Raw genomic sequence first — 21,718 nt, forward strand, 5'->3', positions numbered from 1 at the left:
GTCAGCGTGGTCACGCTCTCGGCGAAGCCGGGCAGTTGCGCCCCGAGCGTACGATCGGCATTGAGCACGAAGGATGCGCCGTCGAACACCAACTCGTCCTGGCCGCCTACCTGGTTGAGATAGACCAGCGGCAGGTTGCTCTCCATCACGCGGGCGACCTGCACCGACAGGCGAAGGTCGTTCTTGTCGCGAGCATAGGGCGAGCCGTTCGGCACGATCAGGATTTCCGCGCCGGTCTCAGCGAGGCATTCGACCACGTTCTCGTAGTCCTCGGATTCTTCCATCCAGGTGTCTTCGCAAATCGGCACGCCGATCCGCAGCCCGCGGATGGTCATCGGCCCGGATACCGGACCGCGGGCGAACACCCGCTTTTCGTCGAATACGCCGTAATTCGGCAGGTTGACCTTGAAGCGGATCGCCGCGATGCGGCCTTCGTCGAGCAGCGCGCAGGCATTGTAGAGCTTGCCGCCATCGACCCAGGGCGAGCCGATCAACATGGCCGGACCGCCGTCGGACGTCTCCCGCGCCAGTTCTTCGATAGCGGCGCGGCAGGCGGCCTGAAACGACGGTTTCAACACCAGGTCTTCCGGCGGATAGCCGGCGATGAACAGTTCGGGCAGCACCACGAGCGATGCACCATCGGCTTTCGCCTGCGCGCGCGCGGCACGCGCCATGGTGGCGTTGCCGGCGATGTCGCCGACGGTTGGGTTGAGCTGGGCAAGCGTAAGGATGAAGCGCGCGGAATCTGTCATGGCCATAGTTAAGCCCGCGGGCTCGCCTTTCGCAATTGCAGGATCAGATCAGACCTATGCGTTCGCCGAGCGCAAACAGCCAGGTCAGCCCCGCGATCAGCAGCGCGACGCCGACGGCGGCCGACCCCATGTCCTTGACGGCGCCGATCTGCGGATCGTGATCGGTGGTGAGCCGGTCGGCGAGCTTCTCGATGGCAGTGTTGAGCAGTTCCACCGCAAGCAGCAACAGCACCACCGCCACCAGTTCGAGGCGGCGGGCGGCCGTCGTACCGATCAGGAAGCTGAGCGGCAGCGCGAGGAGCAGCGCGAACAGCTCCTCTCGAATGGCCTGTTCGGAACGGGTGGCGAAAGTCAGCCCGTTCCAGGTGTTGATCAGGGCCCGCCAGAGGCGCGTCAACTCAAAGGCCCGACGCGACCGGCATCGGCTCGGCTTTACCCGCACGCGACGTCTTCAGCAGCTCGGCGACCAGGAACGCCATGTCGATCGACTGCTCGGCGTTCAGGCGGGGATCGCAGACCGTGTGGTAACGGTCGTTGAGATCCTCGTCTGATATCGCACGTGCGCCGCCGGTGCATTCGGTGACGTTCTGTCCGGTCATCTCCAGATGCACGCCGCCGGCATGGGTGCCTTCGGCCTGATGGATGGTGAAGAACGACTTCACCTCGGACAGGATGCGATCGAACGGCCGGGTCTTGTAGCCGGAGTTCGAGGTGATGGTGTTGCCGTGCATTGGATCGCACGACCAAACCACCGAACGACCTTCCCGCTGTACGGCGCGGATCAGGCCCGGCAGATGATCGCCGACCTTGTCGGCACCGAAGCGGTTGATCAGCGTCAGGCGGCCAGGCTCGTTATCGGGATTGAGCACGTCGATCAGCTTGATCAACTCGTCCGGCTTCAGCGACGGGCCGCACTTCAGGCCGATCGGGTTCTTGATCCCGCGGAAGTATTCGATATGGGCATGATCGAGCTGGCGGGTGCGGTCGCCGATCCAGATCATGTGGCCGGAGGTCGCGTACCAGTCGCCGGTCATCGAATCGACGCGGGTGAAGGCCTGCTCGTAGCCGAGCAGCAGCGCTTCGTGGCTGGTGTAGAAATCGGTCGAACGCAGCTCCGGATGGCTTTCCAGGTTGAGGCCGCAGGCGCGCATGAAGTTCAGCGCATCCGAAATGCGGTCGGCCAGTTCCTTGTAACGGCGCGACTGCTGCGAATCCTTCAGGAATCCGAGCATCCACTGGTGCACGCTGCCGAGATTGGCGAAGCCGCCGGTCGCGAACGCGCGCAGCAGATTCAGTGTCGCTGCGGACTGCCGGTAGGCGTCGAGCTGACGCTGCGGATCGGGCGTGCGCGATTCCGCCGTGAAGGCGATGTCGTTGACGATGTCGCCGCGGTAGCTCGGCAGTTCGATGCCATTGAGCTTCTCCATCGGCGAGGAGCGCGGCTTGGCGAACTGGCCGGCGATGCGGCCGACCTTCACCACCGGCACGGCGCCGGCATAGGTCAGCACCACCGACATCTGCAGGAAGGCGCGGAAGAAATCGCGGATGTTGTTGGCGCCGTGCTCGGCGAAGCTTTCGGCGCAATCACCGCCCTGCAGCAGGAAGGCCTCGCCGGCAGCGACGCGCGCCAGCGACTTCTTCAGGTTGCGGGCTTCGCCGGCGAACACCAGCGGCGGAAACGTCGCAAGCTGCGCCTCGACATCGCCGAGGGCCTTCAGGTCCGGATAGGCCGGCATCTGCTGCACAGGCTTGTTGCGCCAGCTATCGGGCGTCCACCGCTCGGACATCACAAAATCTCCTGAAAAACCGCGCCTCAAGGCAGGCTGCGGAGGCCGCGTTATACACAGGGTTGTGGCAGATCGCCAGTTGGAAATCTGCCTTTCGACACAAGCCCTTGCAGCCAAAGCCGAATTCGCATTTGCTGCATGTCATTATGACGCAGAAGAATTTCAAGGTGGCGGAGGCTACGCTGGACGACGTATTCGCCGACGACATCAGTTTCCCGGCCGCCGACGGCTTTGCGCTGGGCGCAACGCTGTATCTGCCGCGTGGGACCAGGACCCATGCGGTGCTGGTCAATTCTGCCACCGCGGCGCCGCGCAAGATCTACAGGGGCTTTGCCAGCTACCTCGCCGGCCGCGGCTGCGCGGTACTGACCTACGACTATCGCGGCACCGGCGACTCGCGGCCCAGATCGTCGATTAGCACCGGCCAGCGGAATTCCCTGATCGGCTTTAAAGCGTCGATGTCGGACTGGGCGGCGCTCGACGTCACCGCGGCGGTGGTCTGGATGCGCGAACGCTACACGGCGATGCCGCTGGCCTTTGTCGGCCACTCCTTCGGCGGCCAGGCGCTGGGGCTGATCCCGAACAATTCCGAAGTGGCGCGGGCGCTGCTGATCGCTGCCCAGGCCGGTACCTGGCGGCTAATGACCTCGCCGGAGCGCTATCGCATCTATGCACTGCTGAAATTCATCGGCGTGCCGCTGACCCGGGCCGCGGGCTACACCCCCGGCAGGATCGGGCTCGGTCTCGATCTGCCCAAGGGCGTATTCCTCGAATGGGCGCAATGGGTGCTCAGGGATCGCTACTTTTTCGACGACGCCAGTCTGAGGTCGCTGTCGAACTTTCCGCGCTATCGCGGCGCGCTGCGGGCGCTAAGTTTTTCCGACGATCCGTGGGCGACGCTTGCTGCAGTCGAGATGCTGTGCGCGGGATTCACCTCGATCCGGCCGGATATCCACGCCATCACGCCGGCTGAGGCCGGCGCGAGAAAGATCGGACACTTCGGCTTCTTCCGCCCCGAACATCGCGACACGCTGTGGCGCGGCGCCGCGGAATGGCTGCAGCGGGCGCCGGATTAGCTACTCCGCGGCCTCGCGGACGTAACGCGCGGTCGGCGTGCGCATCGTCACAAGTTCCTCGGCCGCACTTGGATGCACGGCGATGGTGGCGTCGAAATCGGACTTGGTGGCCTTCATCTTCACGCAAATGCCAAGCACCTGGATCAGTTCGGCCGCCTCATGTCCAACCACATGACAGCCCACCACGATGTCCGTGCTAGCATCGACGATCAGTTTCATCAGCACCCGGCTGTCGCTGCCGGACAATGTCGCCTTGATCGGCTTGAAATCGGTCTTGTAGACATCGACATGGCTGAACGCCGCGCGAGCTTCCGCTTCCGTCATGCCGACGGTGCCGACTTCGGGCTGCGTAAAGACGGCGGTCGGGATGTTGCTGTGATCGACCTTGACCGGCCGCTTGCCGAATACGGTATCGGCGAAGGCGTGCCCCTCGCGGATCGCCACCGGTGTCAGGTTGATGTGGTTGGTCACGTCGCCGACCGCATAGATATGCGGCACATTGGTCTGCGAGAATTCATTGACCGCGATGCCGCCATGGGCGTGCTTGACGTTGACCCCGGCCTTGTCGAGGCCGAGGTTGACGACGTTGGGATGGCGACCGATCGCGAACATCACCTGGTCCGCGGCGATGCTCGAGCCGTTCGACAGATGCGCCGTGAAATCATGACCGTGCTTGTCGATCTTGTTGACCGTGCAGCCGGTGAGGATAGTGATCCCCTGCTTCTCCATCTCTTTGCGCACATGCGCCCGCACGTCCTCGTCGAAGCCGCGCAGGATGTTGTCACCGCGATAAACCACGGTCACGTCGGAGCCGAAGCCGGCAAAGATGCAGGCGAATTCCAGCGCGATGTAGCCGCCGCCCTGGATCACGATCCGCTTCGGCAACTGCGGCAGATGGAACACCTCATTGGACGAAATGACGTGCTCGATACCCGGAAAAGCGGGCCCGTGGTTGGGCGCGCCGCCGGTAGCGATCAGCACATATTTGGCGGTCACCGTCTCGCCGGTCGATAGCCGCAGCGTATGCGGATCCTCGAATACGGCGCGGGCTTTTACAATGTTGGCGCCAGACTTCTCGACATTGGCGGTATAAATGCCCTCAAGCCGGGCGATTTCCCTGTCCTTGTTGGCAATGAAGGTCGGCCAGTCGAAGGTCGCAGATGGAATCGTCCAGCCGAAGCCGGCGGCATCCTCGATGTCGCGATGGATGTGCGAGGCATAGACCATCAGCTTCTTCGGCACGCAGCCGCGGATTACGCAGGTGCCACCGAAGCGATACTCCTCGGCGATCATCACCCTGGCGCCGTAGCCCGCGGCGATCCGCGCGGCGCGCACGCCGCCCGAACCACCTCCAATCACGAACAGATCGACGTCGAAGTCAGCCATGTCTCGCCCCGAGCACCGGAGTGCTTTCTGGAGATAACTACTAGATCTCTTTGCCGCGCTTGCGCATCTCGGCGCGGAACTGGCCGTTGACTTCTTCCGAGAACGACTGCGCCCACTGCTGCATATAGTTCATGCTCGCGGAAATCGACTGGGGCTCCTGCGCCAACAGCTTCTGGCCGAGCGGCGACTTGTAGAACGTCGCGAGGTCCTTCAATTCCGGCTCGGTGAAGTCACTGGCGTAGATCCGCGCCATCTGCTCGCCGATTTCCTTGTCGCGGCCGGCCATCGCCTGCGCCACGATCAGGGCGACCTCGTTGAGGTCCTTCTGGTAGTTCAGGTTGCTCTGCAGCAGCGAATCCTTGACGCGCCCGACCATGTTGGGAATGGCATTGGCATACATCGCGCTGGCGTTCTTCATCGCCAGGATTTCCTTGGCGTAACCGATCGCCGCCGGCGACGCGGGCTTGATCGGACGGCTCTGTGCCTGCGGGTTTTGCTGGGCCGTGGCCGGCAGCGCGGAGATGGCCACCCCGAACGCAAGTCCGGCGGCCAGCAGCAGGTTGGAACGAATGGTCATCTGATTCTCCGTGGTTGCGGCATTAGGGCCGCTCAAAAACGCGAATACCTTCAGAGCCTGCTAGCATCGCCATGCTCGCAAGACCAATGAATAGCCCGTGCTCGACCACGCCCGGGATCGGGTTGAGCAACCCGGCGAGCCGCGGCACGTCGGTGATCTGCCCTAGATGGGCGTCGAGGATCCAGTGACCGCCATCGGTGACAAAAGCATGGCCGTCGCGGTCGCTGCGTACCTTCAACTCACCCGACAGACCACATTGTTCGAAGGCCCCGACGATGGCCCGCCGCGTCGCCGAGAGGCCGAACGGGATCACTTCCACTGGCAGCGGGAAACGACCCAGGGTCGGCACCCATTTGCTATCGTCGGCGATCACGATCATGCGGTCAGAAGCGGCCGCGACAATCTTTTCGCGCAGCAGCGCGCCGCCGCCGCCCTTGATCAGGTTCAGCGCGGCGTCGATCTCGTCGGCCCCGTCAACGGTCAGATCGAGCCGATCGATCTCGTCCAGAGTGGTCAGCGGGACGCCACAGCGCACCGCGTCGGCTCGCGTCGCCTCCGACGTCGGCACCCCGATCACCTTGAGGCCGGCCTTGACCCGCTCGCCCAGCAGTTCGACGAAATGTTTGGCCGTCGATCCGGTGCCGAGTCCCAGCCTCATACCGTCTTGGACGTGCTCGAGCGCCTGCGCGGCGGCCTGCCGTTTCAGTTCGTCCATGGTCATGACGGGCGGAGTCCTTGAATTCAAGTCGGGTCCCGCGGGCGGGCTCTGTCGGCTTATCTAGCGACGTTTGGCCGGAAGGAACAGGGTCAACCGCGAGCTTTCCCCGCCAGAGCCAGCCGGTGCCAGTTCGTCCTGCCCCTTGCACCTTCGGCGCGAGGCCGGTAGCGATCGAGGCATGACCGATTTTCCCCTTGTTGTATTTGATCTCGACGGCACGCTTGTCGATACCGCGCCCGACCTGATCAGCGCGCTGAACTGGGTACTGGCCCGCGAGGGCCTGCCGCCGGTGCCGCTGGCATCCGCCCGCAAAATGATCGGCCAGGGCGCCCGGCGCCTGATCGAGCGCGGGCTGGAGCTGGAAGGCCGCGAGATGAGCATGGCGGACGTCACCCGCCTGACCACGGATTTCATCGATCACTATGCCGCCCATATCGCCGACGCGTCGGAGCCGTTCGACGGCCTAATCGCGGCACTCGATAACCTCGAAGCCAGCGGCTACCGCTTCGCGGTGTGCACCAACAAGCTGGAATGGCTGTCGCAACTGCTGCTCGACCGGCTCGGCCTGACGCCGCGCTTTCAGGCGATCTGCGGCGCCGACACCTTTGGGGTGTCCAAGCCGGATCCCGTGATTCTGCAGCAGACCGTGGCCCGCGCGGGCGGACGGATGTCGGCCGTGGTCATGGTTGGCGATGCCGGCCCGGATATCGGCGTGGCGCGGCGTGCCGGGATACCGGTGATAGGCGTCGAATTCGGCTACACCGAAGTCCCGATCGCCGACCTCAAGCCCGACCTGCTGATCGGACATTTCCGCGATCTGCCGGACGCTATCGCCCGCCTGCTGCCCAGTGCACCTCAGTAAGTGCCTGATCGAAAAGGTGATTTCAAAGCTGCTCGCGACCGAGTTAACCATCAATTAACTATGCAGGGCCCGGTGGTTGCGCGGAATTGACGACACTTCTATGGTTGTCGGTGGGGACTGCGGCCAGCCGCGAAAAGTGACGGATATACTATGCGTAGAGTAATTGTGTTGATGGCCGCCGGCCTGAGCTTGGCAGGCTGTGCCTCGTTCTCGATGGATTCCTTCAAATCGGCGCCCACGCCGGTCACTGTGCAGTTCGATTCGATTCCGCCAGGCGCGGACGTCGTGACCTCGACCGGCCCAGGCTGCAAGACGCCCTGCTCTATCCCCCTCGCAACCGAAACCGGCTTCAGCGCCACCTTCAGCCTGGCCAAGTTCCAGCCGATGACGGTTCCGGTGACCGTGACCAGGACCGGCGGCGAACTGCTCAGTGCCGCGACCATCACGGTCGAGCCCAGCCCTGTCGTGGCGGAACTGCAGCCGCTGGTGCCGTCGCGGCGCGGCGCGCGCAAGACGGCCCGAAAGCGTGCGTCCGCCGCCGCTCCGGCTGCAGAGGCTCCGGCAACCACGCCGTTCCCGGCGCCCGCTCGCTAACTCAGCGCCATCGCGACACCCCGGCACGATTGTGCCGACGGCGTTGCGTGACTACATTGGGTGCGCGGCAGGAGTGCCGCGCGAGACCACGGTGTTGTCCGTAACGACAAGGCGTCCTGAATGACCGTCTCCGAATTGAGTCCTGCCCTGATCTCGCCTGCCATGATCGATCCGTTCGGCCGGACGATCAACTATTTGCGGGTCTCGGTCACCGATCGCTGCGACCTGCGTTGCTTCTATTGCATGTCCGAGGACATGACCTTCCTGCCCAAAGCCGACCTGCTGACGCTGGAAGAACTCGACCGGCTGTGCTCGACCTTCATCGCCAAGGGCGTGACGAAACTACGCCTTACCGGCGGCGAGCCGCTGGTGCGCCGCAATGTGATGTCGCTGGTGCGCTCGCTGTCGCGCCACCTCAAGACCGGCGCGCTGCATGAGCTGACATTGACCACCAACGGTTCGTTGCTGGCGAAGTATGCCCAGGAGCTGGCCGATTGCGGCGTGCGCCGCATCAACGTCTCGATGGACACGCTGGACGCCACAAAATTCCGCGCCATCACCCGCTGGGGCGACCTCAACAAGGTGCTGGAGGGAATAGAGGCGGCACGCGCCGCAGGCCTCGCGGTGAAGATCAACGCGGTGGCGCTGAAAGGCCTGAACGAGGACGAGATCCCCGAACTGATGCAGTGGGCGCACGGCAAGGATATGGCGCTGACGCTGATCGAGGTGATGCCGATGGGCGATATCGGCGAAGGCCGCATCGACCAGTACGTCCCGCTGTCGCTGCTGCGCGCCCGCCTTGCAACCAGATACACGCTGACCGACCTGCCCGACGATACCGGCGGTCCGGCGCGCTATGTCCGGGTCGGCGAGACCGGCGGCAAGCTCGGCTTCATCACGCCGATGACCCATAATTTTTGCGAGTCCTGCAACCGCGTTCGCATCACCTGCACCGGCACGATCCACACCTGCCTCGGTCATGAGGATGCCTCCGACCTGCGCAGGCCGCTGCGCGCCTCCCCCGACAACGACCTGCTCAATGCCACCATCGATCGCGCCATCGGCCTGAAGCCGAAGGGCCACGACTTCATCATCGACCGCCGGCACAACCGACCGAGCGTCAGCCGCCACATGAGCGTCACCGGCGGATAATGCCGCGCCGGCGGTCTTCAACGGCTAGTCGTTCCCCACCCTATCCCTGCGTCAAACTGTCAAATTACCAATTGACGCCGGCTTGGCACGCTGAAATGGTGCCGCCGCATCACGTGGCGCAGCGTAAAAAGCTGCCCTTTCTCAGTGAGAAAGCGGGTGCAGGGACGGGTTCAAGGGGACAGCGGTGGACGTACTCAAAATCACGCGCGTGATCGACAGCTTGAGCGATGCCTTCGGCTTCATCGCCAAATGGCTGGTGCTGCTCGCCTGTCTCATCAGTGCCGGCAACGCCACCGTCCGTTATCTGTTCAACTACAGTTCGAACGGCTGGCTCGAGATCCAGTGGTACATGTTCGCGGGGATCGTGTTTCTCGGCGCCGCGCAAACGCTGCGGCTGAACGAGCATGTGCGCGTCGACCTGGTCTATTCAGCGGTGTCGGATCGCGCCCGGCTGTGGATCGACATCGTCGGCATCATCCTTTTCCTGACCCCCGCGATGGCTTTCCTGCTGTATTTGACCACCCCATTCTTCCTCAATTCGTGGCGGCTGCAGGAGACATCGAGCAATGCCGGCGGTCTGATTTTGTGGCCGGTCAAGATGATCTTGCCGCTCGGCTTCATGCTGCTGCTGCTGCAGGGTCTCGCCGAACTCGCCAAGCGCATCGCAGCCCTCGCCGGCGTGGTCAAACTCGACACTCATTACGAAGCGCCGCTGCAATAGCGGCGTTTTCTTTTCAGCCAGACAATTTCGACCCGGATAATTCTACAGTCAGGACCGCACGATGTTTTCCTATGGCGTGATGCCCCCGCTGATGTTCGGCACCATGATCTGTTTCATGCTGATCGGATTTCCGGTTGCGTTCTCTCTCGCCGCGGTCGGGCTGTTTTTCGGCGTCGTCGGCATCCTCACCGGGCATTTCGATCCGTCGTTCCTGCAGGCGTTGCCGTTCCGGTTCTACGGCACCATCTCCAACGACCTGCTGCTGTCGATTCCGTTCTTCACGTTCATGGGCGCTATTCTCGAGCGCTGCGGTCTTGCTGAAGACCTGCTCGAAGGCACCGGCCAGCTATTTGGCAAGGTACCGGGCGGCCTCGCTTACGCCGTCATCATCGTCGGCGCCATCCTCGGCGCCATTACCGGCACGGTTGCGGCCTCCGTGATCGCCATGGGCGTGATCTCGCTGCCGATCATGATTCGCTATGGCTACGACATGCGGCTGGCGACCGGCGTGATCGCCGCATCGGGCACCATCACGCAGTTGATCCCGCCGTCGCTGGTGCTGATCGTGCTGGCCGACCAGCTCGGCCGCTCGGTCGGCGACATGTATCTTGGCGCCATCGGCCCCTCGATCCTGCAGGTCGCGATCTTCATTCTCTACATCGTGTTCCTGTCGATCATGCGGCCCAACGCGATGCCGCCATTGCCGGCGGATGTCCGCGAGCCGTTAAACTGGAAGCTGGTCAGCCGCGTGCTGTGGGGCATGATCCCGTCCATCGTGCTGATCTTCCTGGTGCTCGGCACGATCGGCATGGGCCTCGCCACGCCAACGGAAGCAGGCGCCATGGGCGCCGTCGGTGCCATGGTGCTGGCCGCGCTTCACAAGCGCCTGACCTGGCCGCTGGTGGAACAGGCCATGACATCGACCATGCGCCTGACCTCGATGGTGGTGTTCATCCTGATCGGCTCGACCTGCTTCAGCCTGGTATTTCAGGGCATGGACGGTGCGCGCTGGATCGAGCACCTGCTGACCGGCTTGCCCGGCGGCGCGCTCGGCTTCCTGATCTTCGTCAATATCTTCGTGTTCTTCCTGGCGTTCTTCCTCGACTTCTTCGAGATCGCCTTCATCATTATCCCCCTGCTCGCCCCCGTGGCCAGCAAGCTCGGCATCGACCTGGTGTGGTTCGGTGTGCTGCTGTGCGTCAACATGCAGACCTCGTTCATGCACCCGCCATTCGGCTTCGCGCTGTTCTACCTGCGCGGCATCGCGCCGCCGGAAGTGAAGAGCTCGGACATCTACTGGGGCGCCATGCCCTGGGTGTTCATGCAGATCATCCTGGTGGTGATCGTGATCTGGTGGCCCGGTCTCGTCACCTACTGGATCGACAACAGCGTCCTCGATACCACCAACGTCAAGATCGACATCCCGCAGATCGAGATGCCGAAACTGGACTTCGGGCCGTCGAAGTAAAACGAGGCGCAAGCTCAACCGTCGAAGGTGACTTCGGCTTCGCCCAGCGTGTCGAAGCGGACCACGCATCGATCGCCGGGCTTGAGAAAGTCCATCCCGGTCCAGCTACCGGTGGTGACGATCTGGCCCGCCTTTAGCCCGCCCGCCTCGCGCAGCATGTTGGCCAGCACCACCGCGCCGCCGAGCGGATCGCCGCTGGGATGACCGCCTTGGCGCTGCAGCACGGTCTTGCCGTTGACGATAAGCGTCACGCGCAGGTTCGGCAGATCGAGATGCGACCAGTCCGACATCTCTGGTCCGGTGACCAGCCCGCCATTGATTCCGCAATCCGCGAGCTGGTCCATACGGGGCCGGCTCAGCGGCTCGCGAAACCGACTCGACACCACCTCGATCACCGGCAGCAGGGTGACCACCTCGGCGATCTCCTCGCGCGTATAGGGCTCGTCCCTCGCCGGCAGATCGCGCGTGAAGCGAAACGCGGTTTCACCCTCCACCCCGAGATGCGGAACGTCGGCTGGCGACATTCGTGCAGGGCTGGTGCGAATCGTCGTCGCCTCGATCCATCCACGCGTCGGCTCGCCGTCCGACGGCGCGCTGACTTTGAAGGCTCCGATAGGCTGCTGCAGCAAGGCGGCGACGCGGTCCTGGATTTGATGGGCTTCCGCCACGGACGACGGCGTGACGGGAAGCGCCTCGATCAGCACTCCGCTGCGGCGCGCGCTGGCGAGAAGCTCGGCAGCCGTTTCAATTTCAGCTTCGGTCATGGCCATGTGGCTCCTTCCAGGAACGTAACGCTTACCGGATTCGTGGTCTGTGCGTGGACGAAGGGAGACCCCCCTCAACAAAAAGCCCGGCCTTCTCGCGAAGGCCGGGCTTCTTTTTCGAAACAGGCTTCGATCAGCCGCGGGTGCGCGAGCGGATCATGAAGCTGTCATAGGTGTATTCGGCGACCTGCCACCACAGATATTGGTCGGAGCGATAGGCCTGCATGGCGTCGATCGACTTCTTGAAGTCGGCGTTCTTCGCGGAGATTTCGCCCCACAGCTCGTTGGTCGCCTTGAGGCAGGCATCGAGCACTTCGTTGGTGAACGGACGAAGCTGCGTACCGCCGGCCACCAGACGCTTTAGCGCACCCGGATTCTGCAGGTCGTAGCGTGCGGCCATCCAGGTATTGGCGTTGGTGCAGGCATTGGCCAGGATGGCCTGGTAGTTCTTCGGCAGCGAGTTGAACTTATCGAGATTGGTGAAGGCGTGGACTGTCGGGCCGCCTTCCCAGAAGCCGGGATAGTAGTAGTATTTGGCGACTTTCTGGAAGCCGAGCTTCTCGTCGTCATAGGGGCCGACCCACTCGGCGGCGTCGATGGTGCCTTTTTCCAGCGACGGGTAGATGTCGCCGCCGGCGAGCTGCTGCGGCACGACGCCAACCTTCTGCAGCACCTGGCCGGCAATGCCGCCGATGCGCATCTTGAGGCCGGACAGATCGGCGACGGTCTTGATCTCCTTGCGGAACCAGCCGCCCATCTGGGTGCCGGTGTTGCCGCAGGGCATACCGACCACACCGAACTTCTTGTAGAACTCGTTGGCGAGCTCCATGCCGCCGCCCTGGTACCACCAGGAGTTCTGCTGACGGGCGTTCAGGCCGAACGGCACCGAGGCATAGATCGCGAAGGTCGGATCCTTGCCGACATAGTAATACGACACGGTGTGGCACATCTCGACAGTGCCGTTGGACACCGCGTCCAGCGCCTGGAGGCCGGGCACCAATTCGCCGGCTGCAAACACCTGAATCTGGAATTTGTTGTCGGTCATCTCGGCGACCTGCTTCGCCATCATCTCGGCGCCGCCATAGATGGTGTCGAGCGACTTCGGGAAGCTGGAGGCCAGACGCCATTTTACTTCCGGCATCGACTGCGCGATCGCGGGGGAAGCAACAGCAGCCACGGCGGCCCCTGCTGTTGATACTTTCAAAAATTCACGACGCTTCATTCAGGCTCTCCTTAGTTGCGGGCGTTTCCCTAGAATCCGGGAGCATGTTCAACGGGTGAGCCGCAGCCCGAGTCAACCGAAGACGCTCTGGTGTAAGGCTCTCTAACACGGATATTCGGCCGCGGAAAACACGGCGAGCGCGATCACCCGGTCCATTAGCCGAAAGTTCTATGCGGCAAGAACGCCTTGCGTTTTCGCGCCGGTGCTCAGGCTGCTGCGACGACGCCCTTGAGTTGGTCTCGGATCCTGGCGCCGATTGCCCGGTAGATTTCGGCATGCGCGCCGTTCGGTTCGCTTTCCACCACCGGGGTGCCTGCATCCGACATGGCCCGAATCGACATGTGCAGCGGCACCTCGCCGAGGAACGGCACACCGAGCCGTTCGGCCTCGTGCCGCGCGCCGCCATGGCCGAAGATATCCGAGCGGGTGCCGCATTCCGGACACTGGAAATAGCTCATGTTCTCGACAATGCCGAGCACGGGCACGTTGACCTTGCTGAACATGGCCAGACCGCGTCGCGCATCTATCAGTGCCAGATCCTGTGGCGTGGAGACGATTACCGCGCCCTTCAGCGGCACGTTCTGCGCCAGCGTCAGTTGCGCATCGCCGGTGCCCGGCGGCATATCGACGACCAGGACGTCGAGCGTGCCCCAGGCGACGTCGCGCAGCATCTGGGTGATCGCCGACATCACCATCGGCCCGCGCCAGATCATCGCGGTCTCTTCCTCGACCAGGAAGCCGATCGACATGATCGACAACCCGAACTTCATGATCGGGATCATCTTCTTATTGTCGTCGAGAGTCGGCTTGTCGCGAATGCCCGTCAGCCGCGGGACCGAGGGCCCATAGATATCGGCATCCAGCAGACCGACACGCAGACCGAGATCGCGCAGGCCGAGCGCAATATTGAGTGCGGTGGTCGATTTGCCGACACCGCCCTTGCCGGAAGCCACGGCGATGACAGCGGCAACGCCCGGAATCTCGGCCTGCTTCGACATCGGCGATCCCGCCGGATTTTGTGGCGGACGGTGCGCGGAGACCGGCTGGACACCCTGCTTGTGCGAATGGCTGTGCGGCGCGGGGGGCGGTGCAGCGCCCGCCTTGCGCTCGGCGGTCAGCGCCACCATCGCGCCGCTAACACCGGGAACAGCGCGCACGGCCGCCTCCGCCTGCGCGCGGACGCCTTCCCAGGCGCGTGCCTCGGCGGCATCGACATTGATCGAGAACAGCACCTTGCCGTCGGTGACCGAAATCTCCGACAGCACATTGGCATGCGCCAAGGGCACGCCGCGCGGCGACATGACCTTGGCCAGGCCATCGAGAACTTGCTGTTTGGTCACGCTCACTGGATGTCTCCCGGCCGGCTGGTGTCAGACCGGAGACATAGAGCTATTTCGGCCCAAGTACATGGCGAAAGTACATGGCGGATTCCCTGCGGTTGCCGCGACGAGTGTGCAGTGCAGCATGAGCATCGGGATAGCGGGGCTTTGCTGCACCGCCATCCGCGTTTATGGTCGCTACTCAATCCTGCCAACCGCCTTCTGGGCACGCGCGGGCCCGTCACCTCACCTCACGCACCACGTTCGGCAGTCAAGCCGACAACATCCTAAGGGTATGGACATGGCTAAAGTTGCTTTCATCGGTCTCGGCGTCATGGGTTTCCCGATGGCCGGTCATTTGGTCGCCAAGGGCGGCCACGAGGTCACCGTCTACAACCGCAACGCCGCCAAATCCAAGGCCTGGGCCGAGAAGTTCGGCGGCCGTTCCGCACCGACGCCGCAGTCAGCAGCCGAAGGCCAGGAATTCGTGATGGCCTGCGTCGGCAATGACGATGACCTGCGCGCCGTGACCATCGGCAAGGACGGCGCGTTCGCGGGGATGGCGAAAGGCGCGATCTTCGTCGATCACACCACCGCTTCGGCCGAAGTGGCGCGCGAACTCGATGCTGCGGCGACCAAGGCCGGCTTCCAGTTCATCGATGCGCCGGTTTCGGGCGGTCAGGCCGGCGCCGAGAACGGCGCCCTCACCGTGATGTGCGGCGGCGCCACCGCGCCCTACGCCAAGGCCGAGCCGGTGATCGCCGCCTATGCCAAGATGTGCAAGCTGCTGGGACCGGCCGGTTCGGGGCAGCTTACCAAAATGGTCAACCAGATCTGCATCGCAGGCCTAGTCGAGGCGCTGTCCGAAGGCATCCATTTTGCCAAGAAGGCCGGCCTCGACGTCAATGCGGTGGTCGAAGTGATCTCCAAGGGCGCGGCGCAGTCCTGGCAGATGGAGAACCGCCACAAGACCATGAACGACGGCAAGTTCGATTTCGGCTTCGCCGTGGAATGGATGCGCAAGGATCTCTCGATCTGCCTCGCCGAAGCCCGCCGCAACGGCGCCAGCCTGCCGGTCACCGCGGTCGTCGATGCGTTCTATTCGGAGGTCGAGACCATGGGCGGCAAGCGCTGGGACACGTCGAGCCTGCTGGCCCGCTTGCAGCGCTGAACCGACTGTTCCGGAGCACATTTCGACGGCGCGCGGCCATCTTCCCGGCTGCGCCCGTCAAGCCGATTTTCATACGAAATTAACCCGATTATCGCGTTCTTTAAGGCACCTCTTAATGATTGTGCGGCACTGATAGACGCAGTGGAAATTCGTGCGTCTGGCGTGCAGGATTCGTGTAAGCGTGATGAGTAAGCCCGCAGATAGGCCCGAAGTCGTTCAGCTCCCGGCCGAAAAACCGATCGTTGCGCCGGCGCGAAATCGCCGGGCAGCGGCGCAGCGGGTCCGCGAGGCGCGCGACCGGTTAACCTCAACTTCCGGAACCCGCCCGGCATTCGACCGCGAATTGCTCCGGCAATACGCCCAGACACGGCTGTCCGCCTCGCTGGTGGTGACACTGCTGGTGATCGGCACCGGTCTGCTGTTCGGGTTCTGGATGCAGCCGCTGCCGGCCGCCATCTGGGCCTGCGCGATGCTGTGCATCCACGCCGCGATCGTCCGCACTTGCACGCGTTACCTGGCCGAGCCGCCCGCCCAAAACCGCACCCGCAAATGGCGGATGCGGTTCATCCTGCTCGACCTGCTCTATGGCATGTGCTGGACCGTGGTTCTGGTACATCCGACCGGCATCGATGTCGTCGCCAATTCGCTGATGATGTTCCTGATGCTGCTGGTGGTCGCGGTCTCCAGCATGCTGGCGGCGAGCCTGCCGATCGCGGCGTTTGCGGCCACCGCGCCGGTGACACTTGGCGTCGCACTGAACTTCGTCCTGCGCGGCACCTTCGACAATTACGTGCTGGCGATTCTGGCGGTAGCCGCCGAAGGCTATTTTGCCCTGCTGGCGCACCGCCTGCACTCCACCACGCTGGCGACGCTGGAAGCGCGCGCCGAAAAGGATGCGCTGATCGGCGAGTTGGAACAGGCCAAAGCGATCTCCGACGAAGCCCGCCATCGCGCGGAGGCCGCCAATGTCGCAAAATCTCGTTTTCTCGCCCAGATGAGCCACGAGCTGCGCACGCCGCTGAATGCCATTCTGGGCTTCTCCGAAGTGATGAAGAGCGAGATTTTCGGCGGTCACGCGGTGCCCGTGTACAAGGACTATTCCGCCGACATCCATAATTCCGGCGTGCACCTGCTTAACCTGATCAACGAAATCCTCGATTTGTCGCGGATCGAGGCCGGCCGCTACGAACTCAACGAGGAAGCCGTCTCGCTGGTCCACGTCGTGGCGGACTGCCATCACCTGCTCAAGCTGCGCGCATCGAGCCGCGGCATCACCATCCATGAAGTGTTCGAGAACGGCATGCCGCGAATCTGGGGCGACGAGCGCGCCTGCCGCCAGATCGTCCTCAACCTCCTGTCGAACTCGATCAAGTTCACCCCGCAAGGCGGCGAGATCTGGCTCAAGGTCGGCTGGACCGCGTCCGGTGGACAATATCTCAGTTGCCGGGACACCGGCTCCGGCATCGCCGAGGACGAGATCCCAATCGTACTGGCGTCGTTCGGCCAGGGCTCGAACTCGATCAAGTCGGCCGAACAAGGCGCCGGCCTCGGCTTGCCAATTGCCAAGAGCCTGATCGATATGCATGGCGGCACTTTTACGCTGAAATCAAAACTGCGGGTCGGCACCGAGGTGATCGTCACCTTCCCGCCGGAGCGGGTGATGTCGGCGCTGGCGCCGATGGCCGAGGAAGCCCCCTCGCTGCAGCCGGAATACGAGATCAACGTCGCCGACGAGCGCCGCCGCCCCCGCAACAAGCCGATCATGAATGCGGGGACCGGGCTGTAATCGAGAAGCTTGCGCAAGCGATCCGAACCGCTTCACTATATGGACATGAGCAAAGAAACGCCGTGCATCGCCATCTGCATCATCGATCCCAAGACCAAGCTGTGTCTCGGCTGCGGACGGACGCTGCCGGAAATTGGCGGCTGGCACAGCATGGACAGCGCAAAGCGGCTGGACATCATGGCGCTGCTGGCGGCGCGTATGGCGGAAGCCGGTCTGGCGCCGACCTCGACCTATGCGCCAAAAAAGAAGACTGCCATTTCCTGACAGGTGCACTGTGAGCCGCGTGGCGCTGCTGGTCATTCTGGTGGTCGCCACCGCCGGAGCGGCGCTGGCCTATGGCGACCCCACCCAGATTTCCAAAGCCGGCGCCGTGGTCTCGGACATGCTGCGCAGCCAGACGCCGCCGCCCTTGCGCGCCGTGGAAGTGGCGCGCGGCCAGACCGGCGAGTTCGGGCTGCAGGCCAAGATCAATGGCGTCAACGCACCCATGGTAATCGATACCGGCGCGACTTCCGTGGTGCTGACCTGGGAGACGGCAAAAGCCGCCGGGCTGCCGCTGGAACTACTCAACTACAATGTCGAAGTGGAGACGGCCGCGGGCCACACCAAGGCGGCGCGGCTGACGCTGGATCGTCTCGCCGTGGGCAAGCTGGTAGAGCGCTCGGTCCCCGCATTGGTAGTGCCACGCGGGCAGATGAAGACCAACCTGCTCGGCATGAGCTTTCTCGACCGGCTGGAAAGCTGGGAAGTCCGCGCCGACAAATTGATGCTGCGCGGCTATCCCTGAGCGCCGCGACCGTAGGATGTGTTGAGCCTTTGCAAACCCATCGACGGCTGCCGAAAGGTGATGGGTTTCGCAAAGAGCTCAACCCATCCTACACATTACGCCGCTTCTGACACGACTTCTTCCGTATCGACCAATGCGATCGCGTCGCGCAGCACTTCCACGCCTGCGCCATGCCGGGTGGCGTTCTCCGAAAGATAGCGGCGGAACGCACGGGCGCCGCGCACGCCGTGAAACGCACCGACGAAATGCCGCGTGATCGAATGCAGACGCGTGCCCTGCCGGAGCTGATCTTCGATGTATGGGATCATCGCCTCGAACGCGTCCTTCACGGTCGCATGCGGCGCAGCCTCGCCAAACAGTTCGGGATCGACGGACAGCAGCCGCCACGGCTCCTGATAAGCGGCGCGGCCGAGCATCGCACCATCGACACGGTCGAGATGCGCGGCCGCTTCGGAGATGCTGGCGATGCCGCCGTTGATGACGACGGGCACATCCGGCAGTGACGCCTTCAGCCGATAGACGCGGTCGTAATCCAGCGGCGGAATGTTGCGATTTTCCTTCGGCGACAGGCCGTTCAGCCACGCCTTGCGCGCGTGCACGACGAGGCCGTCGGCGCCGGCGGCGATCACCGCGCGCGCTAGCGTATCGAGCGCCACTTCGGGATCCTGGTCATCGATGCCGATCCGGCATTTGACGGTAACGGGCACGTTCACGGCGCGCTTCATGGCCGCGACGCCCTGGGCCACCAGATCCGGCTCCGCCATCAGGCAGGCGCCGAAGCGGCCGTCCTTCACCCGGTCGGAGGGGCAGCCGACATTGATGTTGATTTCGTCATAGCCGAAATCCGCGCCGATTTTCGCGGCTTCCGCGAGATGCTGAGGATCCGAACCGCCCAGCTGCAGCGCCACCGGGTGTTCGCTGGCATCGAAGCCGAGCAGCCGCTGGCGGTCGCCATGGATGATGGCGCCGGTGGTCAGCATCTCTGTGTAGAGAAGCGCACGCCGCGTCAGCAGCCGGTGGAACACCCGGCAGTGACGGTCGGTCCAGTCCATCATAGGCGCCACGGCAAATCTATGTGATTGATTTAACAGCATTTTTAGTACATTCAAATCGTTAGGTCGCGTCGTGTGCACCACATTGTACGCTATAACGACGTTTTTCCGACTTTCAACGCTCCGCTGCACGCGGAACGCACGCCCGTGGCAACTATAAGCCGACTGAAAAAATCAGACTCTGAAGAAAGCTAAGTTCGACGAGAGGGGAATATCGCAATGAGCCATTCTCCGCCGAAAGGACGCGGGGGCGTGGGGCACGATATGTCAAAGCTGGAGAGCATTGTGCGATATCTCCGGGATCGAGGTCGATGATTCCACTAAATAGGGCCGAGCAGATCGGGCTTTGAATCATCGACCACCGGCATCACGCCGGTGGCACCTTACGCGTCCATAGCCGTCATCGCGGAGTTCCGATCACAGATAACGCTGCATCGACAGCGCATCGGCGTCGATCTCCGGCTTGATGCCTTGCATCTGGTCGGCCACGACGCGCGCTGAACCGCACGCCATCGTCCAGCCGAGCGTTCCGTGGCCCGTATTCAGATGCAGGTTGGGCAACCGGGTCGGCCCGATGATCGGCGGACCGTCGGGCGTCATGGGCCGCAACCCGCTCCAGAACGTCGCTTGCGAGAGATCGCCGGCTTTGGGGAAAAGGTCGATCAAGGAGCGGTCCAGCGTCGCGCGGCGGTTGGGCGACAGCCGCACCTGATAGCCGCCGACCTCCGCCGTCCCGCCGACGCGAATGCGGTCGCCGAGCCGTGTGATCGCCACCTTGTAGGTCTCGTCCATCACGGTGGATTGCGGAGCGGAGGTTTCGTCGGTGATCGGCACCGTGATCGAGTATCCCTTGACCGGGTAGACGGGAATGTCGATCCCGAGCGGCCGCAGCAGCAGCGGCGAGAAGCTGCCGAGCGCCATCACGTAGCGGTCCGCCGCGAACACGCCCTTGTCCGTCGTCACCTGCGCTACCGCCCCGCTCTGGACGTCGATGGAGCGGATCGTCGTCCCGTACTCGAAGTGCACGCCCAACGCGGCGGCTGCCGCTTCCAGCCGCTGCGTGAACAGATGGCAATCGCCGGTCTCGTCGTCGGGCAACCGCAATCCGCCGACAAACGAATCCTGCACCAATGCCAGTCCGGGCTCGGCGCGGATGCAGCCGGCGCGGTCCAGCACCTCGAACGGGACGTTGTACTGCCGCAGAATGTCCACGTCGCCGCCGATCGCATCGAGCTGCGACTGCTTGCGAAACAATTGAAGGGTGCCCTGGCTGCGATCGTCGTAGCTGATGCCGATGTCCGCGCGCAGCGCGCGCAGGCAATCGCGGCTGTATTCGGCAACGCCGACCATGCGTGACTTGTTCAGCGCATAGCGACTGGCGGTGCAGTTGCGCAGCATCTGCAGTATCCAGCGCCACATCGCGGGATCGGCCTGCGGGCGCAGCACCAGCGGGCCGTGGCGGTCGAGCATCCACTGCACCGCCTTCCACGGCACGCCCGGCCCGGCCCATGGCGAGGCATAGCCCGGCGAGACTTCGCCCGCATTGGCGAAGCTGGTCTCCAGCCCAGGGCCCGGCTGACGGTCGATCACCGTGACTTCGAATCCGGCCTTTGCGAGATAATAGGCCGTCGTGACGCCGACCACGCCGGCTCCCATGACCAGGACTTTCATGACAATCGATCTCCATGAGCTTCATTGCCCGCGGTCTCTCGGCCAGGCTGCGAAGAATTCGTTGATAGCGATGACCGAGCTCGGCCAGTATTTTTGCTGCCCGGCCCTGGGCTGCATCCCGCCCACCATGTCAGATTACGCGCGGCGGTTTTTAGCGTTTTCTAGTGGAGTTTCTGATAAAATCACCGAAATTCTGTACGTTATCTCTATTTTGAGGGATATTCCTGCGATACATGGAGACCCAGCCTCGTGAGCGTTGAAATCGATTCCATCGATCGCAAGATCCTGCGGCACCTCGTACAGGATGCGAGGATCAGTCAGGTCGTTCTATCGGAGCGGGTTGGCCTGTCGGCGACCGCCTGCACCCGGCGCATGCTGCATCTGGAGAAGAGTGGCGTGATCACGGGCTATTCCGCCGACATCGACGCGGCCGAACTCGGCTTCATGATGACGGTGCTGGTGCACATCACCCTCGACAGGCAGAGCGAGGATGCGCTGTCCGCGTTCGAGCGCGAGATTGTCAAATGCCCCGACGTGGTGTCGTGCCATCTGATGTCGGGCAATGACGATTATCTCGTGCAGGTTCAGGCGCGCGACATGCTGGACTATGAACGCATTCACAAGCAGCATTTGTCGCGCATGCCCGGCGTCTCGCGGCTTCACTCCAGCTTCGCCATGCGCAGCGTCATCAAGCGGAGCATTTCGCCAGCCGCGCTCAGCGACTAGCACGCGCTCGACTGCGGTGCCGGTGCAACGATCGACGGGAGCGTGCACTACCATCGGCCAATGACACGCGATCTCAGCTCCACGCTCACGAATGGCGATCGTCATATGGACAAAGGACCACACGCCG

The 21,718-nt window shown here is 63.3% G+C and carries 23 protein-coding genes; 12 read left to right on the forward strand and 11 right to left on the reverse strand.

Annotated features, from left to right (window positions below; translation table 11 throughout):
* The 3 genes from JWR89_RS13770 to JWR89_RS13780 all read right to left on the reverse strand — a co-directional run.
* On the reverse strand, positions 1 to 752 hold a 752-nt coding region (locus JWR89_RS13770), incomplete at its 3' end, for a nitrilase-related carbon-nitrogen hydrolase (protein ID WP_299717176.1).
* A gap of 43 nt (positions 753 to 795) precedes the next feature.
* Positions 796 to 1,149 (reverse strand): diacylglycerol kinase, encoded by a 354-nt coding sequence (locus JWR89_RS13775; RefSeq protein WP_299717047.1) that lies wholly within the window; start codon positions 1,147 to 1,149, stop codon positions 796 to 798.
* A gap of 1 nt (position 1,150) precedes the next feature.
* Entirely contained in the window at positions 1,151 to 2,539 is a 1,389-nt protein-coding gene (locus tag JWR89_RS13780) for a class II 3-deoxy-7-phosphoheptulonate synthase (protein ID WP_299717049.1), read from the reverse strand.
* Between the two features lie 146 nt (positions 2,540 to 2,685).
* Here JWR89_RS13780 and JWR89_RS13785 point away from each other — a divergent pair, with 146 nt between their 5' ends.
* Positions 2,686 to 3,615, forward strand: a complete 930-nt coding sequence (locus JWR89_RS13785; protein WP_299717178.1) for an alpha/beta fold hydrolase — start codon at positions 2,686 to 2,688, stop codon at positions 3,613 to 3,615.
* Here JWR89_RS13785 and gor read toward each other — a convergent pair whose 3' ends face one another.
* Genes gor through rpiA form a run of 3 tightly spaced genes read right to left on the reverse strand, consistent with a single transcriptional unit; the run spans position 3,616 to position 6,299 of the window.
* Positions 3,616 to 5,001 (reverse strand): glutathione-disulfide reductase, encoded by a 1,386-nt coding sequence (gene gor, locus JWR89_RS13790; protein WP_299717051.1) that lies wholly within the window; start codon positions 4,999 to 5,001, stop codon positions 3,616 to 3,618. It abuts the gene before it with no gap.
* A gap of 40 nt (positions 5,002 to 5,041) precedes the next feature.
* Positions 5,042 to 5,578 carry a DUF2059 domain-containing protein gene (locus JWR89_RS13795; protein ID WP_299717053.1) on the reverse strand — a complete coding sequence of 179 codons (537 nt, stop codon included), beginning with the start codon at positions 5,576 to 5,578 and terminating at the stop codon, positions 5,042 to 5,044.
* Between the two features lie 22 nt (positions 5,579 to 5,600).
* The gene (gene rpiA, locus JWR89_RS13800) at positions 5,601 to 6,299 is read right to left on the reverse strand and encodes a ribose-5-phosphate isomerase RpiA (RefSeq protein WP_299717055.1); all 699 of its coding nucleotides are present in this window, start codon (positions 6,297 to 6,299) and stop codon (positions 5,601 to 5,603) included.
* Between the two features lie 175 nt (positions 6,300 to 6,474).
* Between rpiA and gph the strand changes: the two genes are divergently transcribed.
* From gph to JWR89_RS13825, 5 genes are all read left to right on the forward strand, one after another.
* Positions 6,475 to 7,158 carry a phosphoglycolate phosphatase gene (gene gph / locus JWR89_RS13805; protein WP_299717057.1) on the forward strand — a complete coding sequence of 228 codons (684 nt, stop codon included), beginning with the start codon at positions 6,475 to 6,477 and terminating at the stop codon, positions 7,156 to 7,158.
* Between the two features lie 150 nt (positions 7,159 to 7,308).
* Positions 7,309 to 7,752, forward strand: coding sequence for a hypothetical protein (locus JWR89_RS13810; RefSeq protein ID WP_299717059.1), 444 nt, complete (start codon positions 7,309 to 7,311; stop codon positions 7,750 to 7,752).
* Positions 7,753 to 7,872: 120 nt separating this feature from the next.
* Entirely contained in the window at positions 7,873 to 8,904 is a 1,032-nt protein-coding gene (moaA, locus tag JWR89_RS13815) for a GTP 3',8-cyclase MoaA (RefSeq protein ID WP_299717061.1), read from the forward strand.
* A gap of 184 nt (positions 8,905 to 9,088) precedes the next feature.
* Positions 9,089 to 9,625, forward strand: coding sequence for a TRAP transporter small permease subunit (locus JWR89_RS13820; protein WP_299717063.1), 537 nt, complete (start codon positions 9,089 to 9,091; stop codon positions 9,623 to 9,625).
* A gap of 61 nt (positions 9,626 to 9,686) precedes the next feature.
* Positions 9,687 to 11,093, forward strand: coding sequence for a TRAP transporter large permease subunit (locus tag JWR89_RS13825; protein ID WP_299717065.1), 1,407 nt, complete (start codon positions 9,687 to 9,689; stop codon positions 11,091 to 11,093).
* Positions 11,094 to 11,107: 14 nt separating this feature from the next.
* Here the strand turns inward: JWR89_RS13825 and JWR89_RS13830 are convergent, their stop codons facing one another.
* The 3 genes from JWR89_RS13830 to JWR89_RS13840 all read right to left on the reverse strand — a co-directional run bounded on the left by JWR89_RS13830 (position 11,108) and on the right by JWR89_RS13840 (position 14,425).
* Entirely contained in the window at positions 11,108 to 11,857 is a 750-nt protein-coding gene (locus JWR89_RS13830; protein WP_299717067.1) for a fumarylacetoacetate hydrolase family protein, read from the reverse strand.
* 133 nt (positions 11,858 to 11,990) lie between these two features.
* Positions 11,991 to 13,079, reverse strand: coding sequence for a TRAP transporter substrate-binding protein (locus JWR89_RS13835; protein ID WP_299717069.1), 1,089 nt, complete (start codon positions 13,077 to 13,079; stop codon positions 11,991 to 11,993).
* A 206-nt stretch (positions 13,080 to 13,285) separates the two neighbouring features.
* On the reverse strand, positions 13,286 to 14,425 hold the full coding sequence (locus tag JWR89_RS13840; RefSeq protein WP_299717070.1) for an Mrp/NBP35 family ATP-binding protein: 1,140 nt from the start codon (positions 14,423 to 14,425) through the stop codon (positions 13,286 to 13,288).
* Between the two features lie 274 nt (positions 14,426 to 14,699).
* Here JWR89_RS13840 and JWR89_RS13845 point away from each other — a divergent pair, with 274 nt between their 5' ends.
* From JWR89_RS13845 to JWR89_RS13860, 4 genes are all read left to right on the forward strand, one after another.
* Positions 14,700 to 15,569 (forward strand): NAD(P)-dependent oxidoreductase, encoded by an 870-nt coding sequence (locus JWR89_RS13845; RefSeq protein WP_299717072.1) that lies wholly within the window; start codon positions 14,700 to 14,702, stop codon positions 15,567 to 15,569.
* A 184-nt stretch (positions 15,570 to 15,753) separates the two neighbouring features.
* The gene (locus JWR89_RS13850) at positions 15,754 to 17,355 is read left to right on the forward strand and encodes an ATP-binding protein (protein ID WP_299717074.1); all 1,602 of its coding nucleotides are present in this window, start codon (positions 15,754 to 15,756) and stop codon (positions 17,353 to 17,355) included.
* A 45-nt stretch (positions 17,356 to 17,400) separates the two neighbouring features.
* On the forward strand, positions 17,401 to 17,619 hold the full coding sequence (locus tag JWR89_RS13855; protein ID WP_299717076.1) for a DUF1289 domain-containing protein: 219 nt from the start codon (positions 17,401 to 17,403) through the stop codon (positions 17,617 to 17,619).
* Between the two features lie 10 nt (positions 17,620 to 17,629).
* Positions 17,630 to 18,142 carry a TIGR02281 family clan AA aspartic protease gene (locus tag JWR89_RS13860; protein WP_299717078.1) on the forward strand — a complete coding sequence of 171 codons (513 nt, stop codon included), beginning with the start codon at positions 17,630 to 17,632 and terminating at the stop codon, positions 18,140 to 18,142.
* A 95-nt stretch (positions 18,143 to 18,237) separates the two neighbouring features.
* Here JWR89_RS13860 and dusA read toward each other — a convergent pair whose 3' ends face one another.
* Both dusA and JWR89_RS13870 read right to left on the reverse strand, forming a co-directional pair.
* A complete protein-coding gene (gene dusA, locus JWR89_RS13865; protein ID WP_299717080.1) occupies positions 18,238 to 19,236 on the reverse strand; it encodes a tRNA dihydrouridine(20/20a) synthase DusA in 999 nt (332 codons plus the stop codon).
* A gap of 375 nt (positions 19,237 to 19,611) precedes the next feature.
* Complete coding sequence (locus JWR89_RS13870; protein WP_299717082.1) at positions 19,612 to 20,865, reverse strand: D-amino acid dehydrogenase; 1,254 nt, start codon at positions 20,863 to 20,865, stop codon at positions 19,612 to 19,614.
* Between JWR89_RS13870 and JWR89_RS13875 the strand changes: the two genes are divergently transcribed.
* Both JWR89_RS13875 and JWR89_RS13880 read left to right on the forward strand, forming a co-directional pair.
* Positions 20,864 to 21,118 (forward strand): hypothetical protein, encoded by a 255-nt coding sequence (locus JWR89_RS13875; protein WP_299717084.1) that lies wholly within the window; start codon positions 20,864 to 20,866, stop codon positions 21,116 to 21,118. The two genes, JWR89_RS13870 and JWR89_RS13875, sit on opposite strands and share 2 nt — an antisense overlap.
* Positions 21,115 to 21,591, forward strand: a complete 477-nt coding sequence (locus JWR89_RS13880) for an Lrp/AsnC family transcriptional regulator (RefSeq protein WP_299717086.1) — start codon at positions 21,115 to 21,117, stop codon at positions 21,589 to 21,591. Before JWR89_RS13875 ends, JWR89_RS13880 begins: the two co-directional genes overlap by 4 nt.
* Positions 21,592 to 21,718: the final 127 nt, after the last annotated feature.

The sequence above is a fragment of the Tardiphaga sp. genome (genome assembly GCF_028290785.1).
Lineage (GTDB): Bacteria > Pseudomonadota > Alphaproteobacteria > Rhizobiales > Xanthobacteraceae > Tardiphaga.

Excerpts from the sequence above, each read along its gene's own strand:
- JWR89_RS13845 (WP_299717072.1), top strand. The coding sequence starts at position 14,700 with ATGGCTAAAGTTGCTTTCATCGGTCTCGGCGTCATGGGTTTCCCGATG.
- JWR89_RS13850 (WP_299717074.1), top strand. The coding sequence starts at position 15,754 with ATGAGTAAGCCCGCAGATAGGCCCGAAGTCGTTCAGCTCCCGGCCGAA.
- JWR89_RS13780 (WP_299717049.1), bottom strand. The coding sequence starts at position 2,539 with ATGTCCGAGCGGTGGACGCCCGATAGCTGGCGCAACAAGCCTGTGCAG.
- JWR89_RS13795 (WP_299717053.1), bottom strand. The coding sequence starts at position 5,578 with ATGACCATTCGTTCCAACCTGCTGCTGGCCGCCGGACTTGCGTTCGGG.
- JWR89_RS13870 (WP_299717082.1), bottom strand. The coding sequence starts at position 20,865 with ATGAAAGTCCTGGTCATGGGAGCCGGCGTGGTCGGCGTCACGACGGCC.
- JWR89_RS13785 (WP_299717178.1), top strand. The coding sequence starts at position 2,686 with ATGACGCAGAAGAATTTCAAGGTGGCGGAGGCTACGCTGGACGACGTA.
- JWR89_RS13875 (WP_299717084.1), top strand. The coding sequence starts at position 20,864 with ATGACAATCGATCTCCATGAGCTTCATTGCCCGCGGTCTCTCGGCCAG.
- dusA (WP_299717080.1), bottom strand. The coding sequence starts at position 19,236 with ATGCTGTTAAATCAATCACATAGATTTGCCGTGGCGCCTATGATGGAC.
- JWR89_RS13825 (WP_299717065.1), top strand. The coding sequence starts at position 9,687 with ATGTTTTCCTATGGCGTGATGCCCCCGCTGATGTTCGGCACCATGATC.
- rpiA (WP_299717055.1), bottom strand. The coding sequence starts at position 6,299 with ATGACCATGGACGAACTGAAACGGCAGGCCGCCGCGCAGGCGCTCGAG.
- JWR89_RS13835 (WP_299717069.1), bottom strand. The coding sequence starts at position 13,079 with ATGAAGCGTCGTGAATTTTTGAAAGTATCAACAGCAGGGGCCGCCGTG.
- gph (WP_299717057.1), top strand. The coding sequence starts at position 6,475 with ATGACCGATTTTCCCCTTGTTGTATTTGATCTCGACGGCACGCTTGTC.
- moaA (WP_299717061.1), top strand. The coding sequence starts at position 7,873 with ATGACCGTCTCCGAATTGAGTCCTGCCCTGATCTCGCCTGCCATGATC.
- gor (WP_299717051.1), bottom strand. The coding sequence starts at position 5,001 with ATGGCTGACTTCGACGTCGATCTGTTCGTGATTGGAGGTGGTTCGGGC.
- JWR89_RS13810 (WP_299717059.1), top strand. The coding sequence starts at position 7,309 with ATGCGTAGAGTAATTGTGTTGATGGCCGCCGGCCTGAGCTTGGCAGGC.
- JWR89_RS13855 (WP_299717076.1), top strand. The coding sequence starts at position 17,401 with ATGAGCAAAGAAACGCCGTGCATCGCCATCTGCATCATCGATCCCAAG.
- JWR89_RS13830 (WP_299717067.1), bottom strand. The coding sequence starts at position 11,857 with ATGACCGAAGCTGAAATTGAAACGGCTGCCGAGCTTCTCGCCAGCGCG.